This window comes from Kitasatospora sp. NPDC057904, from assembly GCF_042887925.1.
Lineage (GTDB): Bacteria > Actinomycetota > Actinomycetes > Streptomycetales > Streptomycetaceae > Kitasatospora.
The window spans coordinates 181,050-193,077 of the sequence record NZ_JBHVOL010000010.1; the positions used below are offsets into that span (position 1 = coordinate 181,050).

At 69.2% G+C, this 12,028-nt stretch carries 13 protein-coding genes; 11 read left to right on the forward strand and 2 right to left on the reverse strand.

What is annotated here, in order from left to right; translation table 11 throughout:
- The first annotated feature begins 53 nt into the window (after positions 1-53).
- Genes ACFVSN_RS25310 through ACFVSN_RS25345 form a run of 8 tightly spaced genes read left to right on the forward strand, consistent with a single transcriptional unit; the run spans position 54 to position 6,864 of the window.
- Positions 54-896, forward strand: coding sequence for a helix-turn-helix transcriptional regulator (locus ACFVSN_RS25310; protein ID WP_380444464.1), 843 nt, complete (start codon positions 54-56; stop codon positions 894-896).
- A 9-nt stretch (positions 897-905) separates the two neighbouring features.
- On the forward strand, positions 906-2,321 hold the full coding sequence (gene sufB, locus ACFVSN_RS25315) for a Fe-S cluster assembly protein SufB (protein ID WP_380444466.1): 1,416 nt from the start codon (positions 906-908) through the stop codon (positions 2,319-2,321).
- Between the two features lie 60 nt (positions 2,322-2,381).
- Complete coding sequence (sufD, locus tag ACFVSN_RS25320) at positions 2,382-3,611, forward strand: Fe-S cluster assembly protein SufD (protein WP_387956625.1); 1,230 nt, start codon at positions 2,382-2,384, stop codon at positions 3,609-3,611.
- A 5-nt stretch (positions 3,612-3,616) separates the two neighbouring features.
- Positions 3,617-3,934, forward strand: a complete 318-nt coding sequence (locus ACFVSN_RS25325; RefSeq protein WP_329928500.1) for a bifunctional 3-phenylpropionate/cinnamic acid dioxygenase ferredoxin subunit — start codon at positions 3,617-3,619, stop codon at positions 3,932-3,934.
- Positions 3,935-3,940: 6 nt separating this feature from the next.
- Positions 3,941-4,705 carry a Fe-S cluster assembly ATPase SufC gene (gene sufC, locus ACFVSN_RS25330; protein WP_380444470.1) on the forward strand — a complete coding sequence of 255 codons (765 nt, stop codon included), beginning with the start codon at positions 3,941-3,943 and terminating at the stop codon, positions 4,703-4,705.
- Positions 4,702-5,961: a cysteine desulfurase gene (locus ACFVSN_RS25335; RefSeq protein ID WP_380444471.1), complete on the forward strand. Its 1,260-nt coding sequence runs from the start codon at positions 4,702-4,704 to the stop codon at positions 5,959-5,961. Before sufC ends, ACFVSN_RS25335 begins: the two co-directional genes overlap by 4 nt.
- Positions 5,962-5,978: 17 nt before the next feature.
- Positions 5,979-6,431 (forward strand): Fe-S cluster assembly sulfur transfer protein SufU, encoded by a 453-nt coding sequence (gene sufU, locus ACFVSN_RS25340; protein WP_380444473.1) that lies wholly within the window; start codon positions 5,979-5,981, stop codon positions 6,429-6,431.
- 22 nt (positions 6,432-6,453) lie between these two features.
- Entirely contained in the window at positions 6,454-6,864 is a 411-nt protein-coding gene (locus ACFVSN_RS25345) for a metal-sulfur cluster assembly factor (RefSeq protein WP_380444475.1), read from the forward strand.
- 205 nt (positions 6,865-7,069) lie between these two features.
- Here the strand turns inward: ACFVSN_RS25345 and ACFVSN_RS25350 are convergent, their stop codons facing one another.
- Entirely contained in the window at positions 7,070-7,807 is a 738-nt protein-coding gene (locus tag ACFVSN_RS25350; protein WP_387956626.1) for a hypothetical protein, read from the reverse strand.
- Between the two features lie 411 nt (positions 7,808-8,218).
- Between ACFVSN_RS25350 and ACFVSN_RS25355 the strand changes: the two genes are divergently transcribed.
- The gene (locus ACFVSN_RS25355; protein ID WP_387956627.1) at positions 8,219-9,244 is read left to right on the forward strand and encodes an NAD-dependent epimerase/dehydratase family protein; all 1,026 of its coding nucleotides are present in this window, start codon (positions 8,219-8,221) and stop codon (positions 9,242-9,244) included.
- Here ACFVSN_RS25355 and ACFVSN_RS25360 read toward each other — a convergent pair whose 3' ends face one another.
- Entirely contained in the window at positions 9,245-10,558 is a 1,314-nt protein-coding gene (locus ACFVSN_RS25360; protein ID WP_387956628.1) for a DNA-binding protein, read from the reverse strand.
- A gap of 322 nt (positions 10,559-10,880) precedes the next feature.
- Between ACFVSN_RS25360 and ACFVSN_RS25365 the strand changes: the two genes are divergently transcribed.
- Positions 10,881-11,564: an ATP-binding protein gene (locus tag ACFVSN_RS25365; protein WP_387956629.1), complete on the forward strand. Its 684-nt coding sequence runs from the start codon at positions 10,881-10,883 to the stop codon at positions 11,562-11,564.
- A 286-nt stretch (positions 11,565-11,850) separates the two neighbouring features.
- A complete protein-coding gene (locus ACFVSN_RS25370) occupies positions 11,851-11,988 on the forward strand; it encodes an albusnodin family lasso peptide (RefSeq protein WP_387956630.1) in 138 nt (45 codons plus the stop codon).
- The last annotated feature ends 40 nt before the right edge of the window (positions 11,989-12,028 follow it).

The following is a 12,028-nucleotide window of genomic DNA, read 5'->3' on the forward strand; positions in this document are numbered from 1 at the left end:
ATCACGGCTTGTCCTGTTGGAAGTAATTACGCAACACTGGTGTTGTGAAAAACATGCGCGAGCACGCCACGCACCAGGAGGCCGAGTCGGCCCCCGGCTGTGACGTGCCCGTGACGGCGGCCGAGGTGCTGCTGGAGGGCCACCGCGCCACGCGCGACCGGGTCGCCCGGTCGATCCTGGACCACGGCCCGTCCTCCGCCGCCGACCTCGCGACCCGGCTCGGCCTCACCGCCGCCGCCGTGCGCCGCCACCTCGACGGACTGGCCGCCGCGGGCCTGGTCGAGTCCCGCGACCAGCGGGTCTACGGCAGCCGCGGCCGGGGCCGTCCGGCCAAGGTCTTCGCCCTCACCGACGGTGGCCGGGACGCCTTCTACCAGGCGTACGACCAGCTCGCGGCCGACGCGCTGCGCTGGATCTCCGACTCGGTGGGCGGCGGCAAGGCGGGCGAGGAGGCGGTCGCCGCCTTCGCGCGCGCCCGCTTCGGCAAGCAGGGCCAGAAGTACCTGGAGACCCTGCGAACGGCCGAAGCCTCCGAGCGCACCGAGGCGCTCGCCCAGGCGCTGAGCGCGGACGGGTACGCTGCCACGGTGCGGCGGGTCCCGTCGGCCGCGGCGAAGGCCCCGGCGGGCGCCCAGCTCTGCCAGCACCACTGCCCGGTCGCGCACATCGCCGAGCAGTTCCCCCAGCTCTGCGAGGCGGAGACCGAGGTCTTCTCCCAGCTCCTGGGCACCCATGTGCAACGGCTGGCCACCATCGCCCACGGCGACGGGGTCTGCACCACCTATGTGCCGGCACCCGGTGCCGCATCGTCGTCCGCCGCGCGCAGCGCGCGGCCGGGTCCCGATGCAGTGCCGACTGCCGGTACGTCCACCGAAGATTCAGCGTCCGCGCGTTAGGAAGCTCGCATGACTGACACCGTTTCGCACCCCGAGCTCGAAGGCCTCGGCAATTACGAGTACGGCTGGGCCGACCCGGACACCGCCGGTGCCGCGGCCAAGCGCGGGCTCAGCGAGGACGTCGTCCGCGACATCTCGGCGAAGAAGAGCGAGTCCGAGTGGATGCTGAACCTGCGGCTCAAGGGCCTGAAGCTGTTCGGCAAGAAGCCCATGCCGACCTGGGGCTCCGACCTCTCCGGCATCGACTTCGACAACATCAAGTACTTCGTCCGCTCGACCGAGAAGCAGGCCGAGTCCTGGGAGGACCTGCCCGCGGACATCAAGGCCACCTACGACAAGCTGGGCATCCCGGAGGCCGAGAAGCAGCGCCTGGTCGCCGGTGTCGCCGCCCAGTACGAGTCCGAGGTCGTCTACCACCAGATCCGCGAGGACCTGGAGGAGCAGGGCGTCATCTTCCTGGACACCGACACCGCGCTGCGCGAGCACCCGGAGATCTTCAAGGAGTACTTCGGCACCGTCATCCCGGCCGGCGACAACAAGTTCGCCGCGCTGAACACGGCGGTGTGGTCCGGCGGCTCGTTCATCTACGTGCCGAAGGGCGTGCACGTCGACATCCCGCTGCAGGCCTACTTCCGGATCAACACCGAGAACATGGGCCAGTTCGAGCGGACGCTGATCATCGTCGACGAGGACGCCTACGTCCACTACGTCGAGGGCTGCACCGCGCCGATCTACTCCTCCGACTCGCTGCACTCGGCGGTCGTCGAGATCATCGTCAAGAAGGGCGGCCGCTGCCGCTACACGACCATCCAGAACTGGTCGAACAACGTCTACAACCTGGTCACCAAGCGCGCCGTGGCGTACGAGGGCGCGACCATGGAGTGGGTCGACGGCAACATCGGCTCCAAGGTCACCATGAAGTACCCGGCCGTCTACCTGATGGGCGAGCACGCCAAGGGCGAGACCCTGTCGATCGCCTTCGCGGGCGAGGGCCAGCACCAGGACGCCGGCGCCAAGATGGTGCACATGGCGCCGAACACCTCCTCCAACATCGTCTCCAAGTCGGTGGCGCGCGGCGGCGGCCGGACCTCCTACCGCGGTCTGATCGAGATCGGCGAGGGCTCGCACGGCGCCAAGTCCAACGTCCTGTGCGACGCGCTGCTGGTCGACACCATCTCCCGCTCGGACACCTACCCGTACGTGGACGTCCGCGAGGACGACGTGTCCATGGGCCACGAGGCGACCGTCTCCAAGGTCAGCGAGGACCAGCTGTTCTACCTGATGAGCCGGGGCATGACCGAGTTCGAGGCGATGGCGATGATCGTGCGCGGCTTCGTCGAGCCGATCGCGCGCGAGCTGCCGATGGAGTACGCGCTGGAGCTCAACCGGCTGATCGAGCTGCAGATGGAGGGCGCGGTCGGCTGACCCCCCGGCCGAGCACCCGCCATCCATTGAATTCCGAGGAAGAGAGCACAACGAACAGCCATGGCTGAGCAGAACACCACCGGCTCCACCACCGCCGGTTCGATCGAGGTCGGCACCGCCGGTGCGGGCGCGCAGCTCGCCGGCCCCGGCACCGGCCGGGCCACGGTCCAGCAGCCGATCGACGCCCGCGTCGCGGTCAAGCCGTCCTTCGACGTGAACGACTTCCCGGTGCCGACCGGCCGCGAGGAGGACTGGCGGTTCACGCCGATGCACCGCCTCGGCGGCCTGCACGACGGCACCGCCGCCGCCGCCGAGCGGGGCGAGGACAAGGTCGAGTTCGCGCTGCCCGAGGGCGTCACCGCCGAGACCGTCGGCCGCGACGACGCCCGCCTGGGCAAGGCCGGCAAGCCGGTCGACCGGGTCGCCGCCCAGGCGTTCAGCGCCTTCGAGCAGGCCCTGGTCGTCACCGTGCCCAAGGACGCGGTGCTCACCGAGCCGGTCCGGATCGACGTGCGCGCCGAGGGCGGGGTCCGCTTCGCCCACGTGGTGATCGACGTCAAGCCGTTCGCCGAGGCCGTCGTGGTGCTCAACCACGTCGGCACCGGCACCCGCGCCGCCAACGTCGAGCTCCTGGTCGGCGACGGCGCGAAGCTCACCTTCGTCTCCGTCCAGGACTGGGACCGCGACGCCGTCCACGCCGCGCAGTACAACGCGCTGGTCGGCCGCGACGCCTCGTTCAAGTCCGTCGTCGTCACCTTCGGCGGCGACCTGGTCCGCCTCCACCCGCGGGTCAACTACGCCGGCCCCGGCGGCGAGGCCGAGCTGTTCGGCCTCTACTTCGCCGACGCCGGCCAGCACCTCGAGCACCGCCTGGTCATCGACCACGACACGCCGCACTGCCGGTCCAACGTGGCCTACAAGGGCGCGCTGCAGGGCAAGGACGCCCACGCGGTCTGGGTCGGCGACGTGCTGATCCGCGCCGCCGCCCTCGGCACCGACACCTACGAGCTCAACCGCAACCTGGTGCTCACCGACGGCGCCCGGGTCGACTCGATCCCGAACCTGGAGATCGAGACCGGCGAGATCGTCGGCGCCGGCCACGCCTCCGCCACCGGCCGCTTCGACGACGAGCAGCTGTTCTACCTGCAGGCCCGCGGCATCCCCGCGGACGAGGCCCGCCGCCTGGTCGTGCGCGGCTTCTTCGCCGAGCTGCTCCAGCAGATCGGCGTGGCCGAGGTCCAGGACCAGCTCATGGAGAAGATCGAGGCCGAGCTGGAAGCGGCGGTCTGACCCCGATGACCTACCTCCGTGCCTGCGCGCTGAGCGACCTCCAGGAGGACGTCCCCAAGCGCGTCGACCTCAACGGCGTGCCGGTCTCCGTGGTCCGCACCGACGAGGGGGTGTTCGCGATCAACGACACCTGCTCGCACGCGAACGTCTCGCTCTCCGAGGGCGAGGTCGAGGACTGCATGATCGAGTGCTGGCTGCACGGCTCCAGCTTCGACCTGCGCACCGGCAAGCCCTCCGGCCTGCCCGCCACCAAGCCGGTCGCTGTCTACCCCGTAAAGATCGAAGGGGACGATGTGCTCGTCTCCGTCAACCAGGAGTCCTGAGTACACATGGCAACCCTTGAAATCCGCGACCTGCACGTCTCCGTCGACGCCGAGAACGGCCCGCGCGAGATCCTGAAGGGCGTCGACCTGACCGTGAAGCAGGGCGAGACCCACGCCATCATGGGTCCGAACGGCTCCGGCAAGTCCACCCTGGCCTACTCGCTGGCCGGCCACCCCAAGTACACCGTCACCGGCGGCTCCGTGCTGCTGGACGGCGAGGACGTCCTGGAGATGTCCGTCGACGAGCGCGCCAAGGCCGGCGTGTTCCTCGCCATGCAGTACCCGGTCGAGGTCCCGGGCGTCTCGGTGAGCAACTTCCTGCGCACCGCCGCCACCGCGGTCCGCGGCGAGGCCCCGAAGCTGCGCCTGTGGGTCAAGGAGGTCAAGGAGGCGATGGCCGCCCTCCAGATGGACCCGGCCTTCGCCGAGCGCAACGTCAACGAGGGCTTCTCCGGCGGTGAGAAGAAGCGCCACGAGATCCTCCAGCTGGAGCTCCTCAAGCCGAAGATCGCGATCCTCGACGAGACCGACTCCGGCCTGGACGTCGACGCGCTGCGGATCGTCTCCGAGGGCATCAACCGGGTCCGCGCGACCGGCGAGGTCGGCACCCTCCTGGTGACCCACTACACCCGCATCCTGCGGTACATCAAGCCCGACTACGTCCACGTGTTCGCGGGCGGCCGCATCGTCGAGTCCGGCGGCGCCGAGCTCGCCGACAAGCTGGAGAACGAGGGCTACGAGACGTACGTGAAGGGTGGCGCTTCCGAGTGACCCATACGCTGACCGGTCTGCTCGACACCGACGCGATCCGCAAGGACTTCCCGGTCCTGCAGCGCGTGCTGCACGAGGACAAGCCGCTGGTCTACCTGGACAACGCGGCGACCTCGCAGAAGCCGCGCCAGGTGCTCGAAGCCCTGAACGCCTACTACGAGCGGCACAACGCCAACGTCCACCGCGGCGTGCACGTGCTCGCCGAGGAGGCCACGGCCCTGTACGAGGGCGCGCGCGACAAGGTCGCGGCGTTCGTCAACGCGCCGAGCCGCAACGAGGTGATCTTCACCAAGAACGCCTCGGAGTCGCTCAACCTCGTCGCCAACATGCTCGGCTGGGCCGACGAGCCGTACCGGGTGGACGCCGACTCCGAGATCGTCATCACGGAGATGGAGCACCACTCCAACATCGTCCCGTGGCAGCTGCTCTCGCAGCGCACCGGCGCGAAGCTCAAGTGGTTCGGGCTGACCGACGAGGGCCGGCTCGACCTGTCGAACATCGACGAGCTGATCACCGAGAAGACCAAGGTGGTCTCCTTCACCCTGGTCTCCAACCTGCTCGGCACCGTCAACCCGGTCGAGACGATCGTGCGCAAGGCCCAGTCGGTCGGCGCGCTGGTCCTCATCGACGCCTCGCAGGCCGCGCCGCACATGGTGCTGGACGTGCAGGCGCTGGAGGCCGACTTCGTCGCCTTCACCGGCCACAAGATGCTGGCCCCGACCGGCATCGGCGTGCTCTGGGGCCGCCAGGAGCTGCTGGAGGACCTCCCGCCGTTCCTCGGCGGCGGCGAGATGATCGAGACCGTCACCATGGGCTCGTCCACCTACGCCCCGGCGCCGCACAAGTTCGAGGCCGGTACCCCGCCGATCGCCCAGGCGGTCGGGCTCGGCGCGGCCATCGACTACCTGTCGTCGATCGGCATGGACAAGATCGCCGCGCACGAGCACGCCATCACCGAGTACGCGGTGGAGCGCCTGCTGGAGGTCCCGGACCTGCGGATCATCGGCCCGCGCACGGCCGTGGACCGCGGTGCCGCGATCTCCTTCACCCTCGGCGACATCCACCCGCACGACGTGGGCCAGGTGCTGGACGAGCAGGGCATCGCCGTGCGCGTCGGCCACCACTGCGCGCGGCCGGTGTGCCTGCGGTACGGAATTCCGGCGACCACGCGGGCGTCGTTCTATCTGTACTCGACGCCGGGCGAGGTCGACGCGCTGATCGACGGCCTGCACCACGTCCGGAACTTCTTCGGCTGACGGGACAGGCGCAGGACATGAAGCTCGACTCGATGTACCAGGACATCATCCTGGACCACTACCGCAACCCCCACGGCAAGGGGCTGCGGGACGGCGACGCCGAGGTGCACCACGTCAACCCGACCTGCGGCGACGAGATCACCCTTCGGGTGAAGCTCGACGGCGCGAAGGTCGTGGACGTGTCCTACGAGTCCCAGGGCTGTTCGATCAGCCAGGCCAGCGCCTCGGTGCTGAACGACCTGGTGGTCGGCAAGACCGTGGGCGAGGCGCAGGCCGTCCAGGAGGCCTTCCTGGAGCTGATGCAGAGCAAGGGCCAGGGCGAGGGCGACGAGGAGGTGCTGGAGGACGCGGTCGCGTTCGCCGGCGTCTCCAAGTACCCGGCCCGCGTCAAGTGCGCCCTGCTGAGCTGGATGGCCTGGAAGGACGCCACCGCCAAGGCGCTCGCCCAGCACCCCGCCGTGAACGACTGACCCGAGCAGAGGAGGACCAACCATGAGTGACGAGAGCACCACCACCGCCGACGCCACGGCCTCCGCTGCGGACACCGCCGCGGGGGAGCAGCCGACCGGCCTGATCGTCGGCACCACCGCCGGCACCGTCTCCGTCGAGGACCTGACCGAGGCCCTGATGGACGTCGTCGACCCCGAACTGGGCATCGACGTCGTCAACCTGGGCCTGATCTACGGCATCCACATCGACGAGTCCGACGTGGCCACCATCGACATGACGCTCACCTCGGCGGCCTGCCCGCTGACCGACGTCATCGAGGACCAGGCCAAGACCGCCACCGACGGCTTGGTGCAGGACCTGCGGATCAACTGGGTCTGGATGCCGCCGTGGGGCCCGGACAAGATCACCGACGACGGCCGCGACCAGCTGCGCGCGCTGGGCTTCAACGTCTGAGGTCGCTGGTCGATCGTCGTTCCGCTGCCGCGCGAACCCCCGGGGTTCGCGCGGCAGCGGCGTTTCCGCACGCCATCTGCTCCGCTGAGCAGGTTCACCGCCGTTCCCCACCATCCACCCCCCACCCGCCTCCCGGCGGGTGCCCACCCCGGGCCTGGCCGCGCGCCGCCCGGCCAGGCGGCGCCCGGTGCTGGTGGAACGCGTCTCAGGCTGCGATCTGTGCAGGCCCACTGCCGGTCATTGCGGAGCGCAGGGCAGTTCGGACTCGGGCGGCACCTGCGGCGGCCACCTCTGCCCCCTTGCCGGCTGTTTGGGCGCGGGTTGTCAGCCCGGCGCACGGGCGGCAGATGCCCGGTCGTGGCACGGGGTCGTGGCACCTGGCGCACTCGGCGTAACGGGCCGGTGGCCGTGCAACGGGCCGGTCGGGCGGCATCTTCTGCTCCAAGCGGTAGCGGAGCAGGGCGGCCGCCGAGTGCACCGGGGTGGGCAGGCCCGGCAGCAGTGCCTGGGCGAGGTCGGCGTGGTCCGCGCCGCGTCGCAGCCACTGTGCGACAAGGGGCGCGAGTTCGGCGGCTTCGGCCTCGCCCAGGCGTAGCCGGGGCTCGGGTCGGATCACTCGGAACAGCGTGGCGACCGCCTCGCGGATCTCGGGCGATTCCTCCTCTCCTCCCCGGTCGCTTTCGTCTTCCGGGCTCGGGCGGAGGGAGGGTTCTTGATGCCGGTTCTTTACAAGAGGGCTGCCAGCAGGGCCGGTTGCCGCTTCACCGGGCGCCGGACGGGTGGTACCCGGTGGCGCGAGCTGCGGGGTGTCGTAGACGTGGGTTTCGGTGATGATCGTGCCGTCGGGCATGCGGATCTTCTCGACCCGGTAGTACCCGGCCTCGGTCAGCTCCTTCAACGCCTTGTGGACGGCGCCACGCCCCTGCGGGCTGGTGTCGGCCATGTGCCGTCCGTCCTCGCGCCAGCCGTCGGGGCGGGAGAGGAGGTCCGCGAGCAGGCCTCGGGCGGTGTAACTCAGCCGCCGGTACTGGAGTACGGCGTTGGGTAGCACAGTGAAGTTGCGCACGTGGGCGCTACGATGGATCCGCATCTGGAGTTGCTGCTCCTGGTGCCGGACCCCGGGGTGTTGGTAGCACCGCCGGGGTCACCTGTTTTTGATTAGATTACGGAACGTACCACGACATTTGACGTAGCGTGAATTGTTCGTGGCATTCAACGTGAGACCAGTGCCCTGAGCAGTTGACATCGACGCTCCATTGGCGAGGCAAGGGAGCGCCGCAAGAATGGCCAGGCGTGGAAGGACCCGCGGGGCGAGGTGGCGGCAACCGGCCTTGGACGGGCAGGATCAGTGACCATGCGAATCCTGGTGATGGGTGGAACCTGGTTCCTGGGTCGGGCTGTCGTGGCGGATGCGCTGGCCCGAGGCTGGAGCGTAACGACCTTCAACCGCGGGCTGTCGGGCACTGATGTCCTGGGCGTGCAGGCTGTCCATGGCGACCGCACGAGCGTCGATGACCTCAACCGCCTTGCCGAGTACGGCCCTTGGGATGCGGTGGTGGACACCTCGGCATCGGAACTCCCGCCGAGCGCTGTCCTCAAGGGAGCACGCACCCTGGAGCCCGTCAGCGGCACGTACGTCTACATCTCCACGGTGAGCGTCTACGCCGGGTGGCCCGACCTGCCGCTGCGGGTCGGCGACGCACTGTTGGACGGGCCGCCGCACGCCGACAAGGACTACGGGCGGAACCCGGAGGGCTGGCAGGGCCCCAACCTCCACTACGGTCGGCAGAAGGCCGGCTGCGAGCGCGCGGTGCTGGCGGCCTTCGGCGGAACCCGGGCGTGTGTGCTGCGGCCCGGTGTGATCCTTGGGCCAGGAGAGTACATCGGGCGTCTTCCGTGGTGGCTGTCCCGTGCTCAGCGTGGCGGTCCGATCCTGGCTCCCGCCCCCGCCGACCGGCTGATCCAGCCGGTGGACGTGCGCGATGTCGCGGCGTTCGCGCTGGATCGGAGTCAGGCGCGAAAGGGCGGCGCCTACAACGTTGCCCATCCGGAGGCCATCTCCTTCGCGGGGTTCATCGAGGCGTGCCTGGAGGTGACCGGGGGTTCCGGCCGCCCGGTGTGGGCGGCGCCGGAAGCACTGTTGGAGCGTGGGGTGAAGGAGTGGACGGAGCTGCCGCTGTGGCGCACCCACGCAGGTGCCTGGGCGGTGGACGCCAGCAGTGCGGTGGAGGCTGGGCTGCGCTGTCGGCCGCTGCGGGAGACGATCGCGGACACGTGGGCGTGGTGGCAGGCTGACGGCCGCCCCGTGGACCATCCGCGTTGGGCGGACCACGGGATCGACCCTGATAAGGAAGCGAAGATCCTGGCCTCGTTGAACTGATCAGCCTTCGATCGTGAGTGGTCCCGCGCCGAGCTGGTGCGGGGCCGACTGCCGGGTGAAGTCCTCGATCCGCTCGCCCAGCTCTGCCGCGAGCGCAACCTGGGCGTACCTGTCGTTGGCCAGCCCGCGTCGTACGAGTGCCGCTCGAGTCAGCAGGCCGGTGGCGCGTTGCTCGTTCGGCACCGCCCACATGGCTTCGAGGGCCTGAGCCGCACCGTCGAGGTCGTCCCGCAGAAGTCGAGCAGCGGCCAGGTCGGCACCTGCACCACCGACCACGCGGGCGGACCGGGTCGCCGAAGGCCTCGAACGCGCCAGGTCCAACGCCTGGGCTGCGATCTGTTCCGCTTGGCCTCCGTCCCCGATGAGCAGGCAGGTCGACGCGTTCGACATCGCCAGTCGCTCCAGGCTGAACCCGAACTCGCCTCCTACCTCGTCATGGAGATCGTCCCTCCGCCCGATTCCGTCCGTGGTCGAGGCGTTCAGGGCCATTTGCGCGGAGGAGACATTCCCCAGATGCCCGAAGGCGCGGGCCTCGATCGCCGCCAGCCTGCGTTGTGCCACGTCACCCAGGCCGTTGAATGCCTGTGCCGTACGAGCGAGCCGCGCGGCCTCAGCCGGCCGCCCGGAGAAGTAGGCGATGTAGGCGAGCGTGCCGCCTGCGAACGCCCGCAGCGGATCGAACCGGGCCACCTCGCCGTACAGCGCAGCCGACCGGGAAAGTCGCCTCGCTCCGTCGAGTGAACCCAGATCGAAGGCCGCAGTCGCCAGAAGTGCGCAGGCTTGTCCAGCGATGATGAGGAGCTCCTGCTGCTGGGCGGGGACCTGCGTACGTTCACGGTTCACCTCGGCCGACTCCCGCATCTCCTTCGCCTTCTGGAAGACGACGTAAGTCGGTGTGGTGACGTACTCGCGGGCCAAGGTGGAAACGTCATCGCGAAGCTGGTCGAGCGCGATATCGGAAATGGACGCTGCGGCGGCTGTGCCGGCCTCGTTCTGGGCGTCTCGTGCAGTCATGTCGATCTCGTCTTCCAGGTTGAACGTGGGTGCGGGTAGATCCGAGGGAGGCGGACCGAACAACGTCGCGGCATCGGTGCCGAACATGTACTCCAGGACTCGGCAAGCGTCCGGCCCCGGCAACGTCTGAATCCGGCCGGCGGTCCAGCGGCGGAACTGCGACTCGGACACAGTGAGGTTCCGGGCTCCGCCGTCGAGGAGTTCCGCTGCCGAGCGCCGGAAGTGGCGCTCGAAGTCGACGTATCGCCAGCGCCGTTGATCGACGAAGACCTTGAGCAGCGTCTGGGGCGTCTCGCGCATGTCAGCTCCTCAGAAAACATCCGGCGCACAGCGCCAGGTCAACTCCCTCACCCGCAGGGGACCTTCCCGACATCGTCCGCCGCAACCCCGTCTGGCGACGTGACACCCAGGCGACATATTCGCGCCACATCGGTCACCGAAAGGCGTGCCCAGGTGGCACCCGCTGAGTAATGGCGGTGACATCCTCTCCTCCCTGACTCTTGGTCAGCTAGCCGGCTCCTAGTGGAGTTCCGGTCACGGTGCCATTCCTCACCCTCGGATTTGCCGTTGGTTCCACATTCATTGTGGGTTGCCAGTAGCCCCGTTACTCCTGGGAGTTCGCATGCCCGGCAGCACCGCCACTCAACAGTGCTCCGCCACGATCCCGCCTCCGCGTTCCTGGGATGTCGAACCGAGCCCGGAGGCAGTCCGACCTGCGCGTCGGCTGATTCGGCACATTGCTGAGTCCTGGCGTCTGCCGCTGTCGGACAATGAACTGCGGGACGTAGAGCTGTGCGCCGATGAGTTGCTTGCCAACGCCGTCAACCACGTGCAGGAACCCTGCTGTGTCACGGTCCAGTGGACCGGCACGCGACTGCGAGTCGAGATCGCGGATCGGAGTTCGCAGCCGCCGCTCGGGAACACGGCCGACGACCTGTCCACCAATGGTCGTAGCCTCGTCCTGGTGGAGGCGCTGGCCCATTCCTGGGGCTGGTACGCGGGGGGCGTGGGCAAAGTGGTGTGGTTCGAGGTTGCGCCAGACGAATCCGTGACGGGAGACGCGAGGCTTGCCGCACTGGTCTTTGCGGCGCAGGTTCACGCCACACCTTTCACGTTGCCTCGGTACGAGGTCCGCCTGATCGATGCCCGGAGCCCCCACTTCCGTCTGCTCGAGTGCTGGGGGATCTACGACCGGCAGCAGTACGAGTACGTGCGCGTTCCGGGCTCCTCGGACCGGATCAGGCGCTTCTATACCCGATCGGCCGCCGAGGCCCATCTGCGAACCCTGCGGGCCGCACGGGCGTGAGGGCCGGCCCACTGCGCGACCTGATCGGTGTCGTCCTGCTCGTGTCCTGGCGGACCGGACACCTCGCCGTGCTCGGTTGCTCGGGACAGCCGCCCGGTAACAGCTCTCCGGCGAAACGCTGCCCCAGATCGTGTCCACCCTGCCGGATGCCGGGGCCCAGCGCATAGCTGCCCGTTGAGACTTCCCGCCTGGTCTGCGCCAGGTCGGGATGCGGCACCAGGTGGTGCCGAACCATGCCGACCGACGGGGTTGGCATGGAGACCCCTTCGTGTTCGAGGAGGAACGAATGAACGAGCTGATCCACCCCGTCGACACCGCCGACGAGGACGAGCCGGCGCTGGTCCAGGTCGGTGATGCCGCCGCTCTGACCGAGGGCCAGGGCGGCGGCAGCAGCGAGGACAAGCGGCGCGCCTACAACTGCTGACCCGACGTGCTGCCGCCCCCGCCCGGCGGGGGCGGCAGCA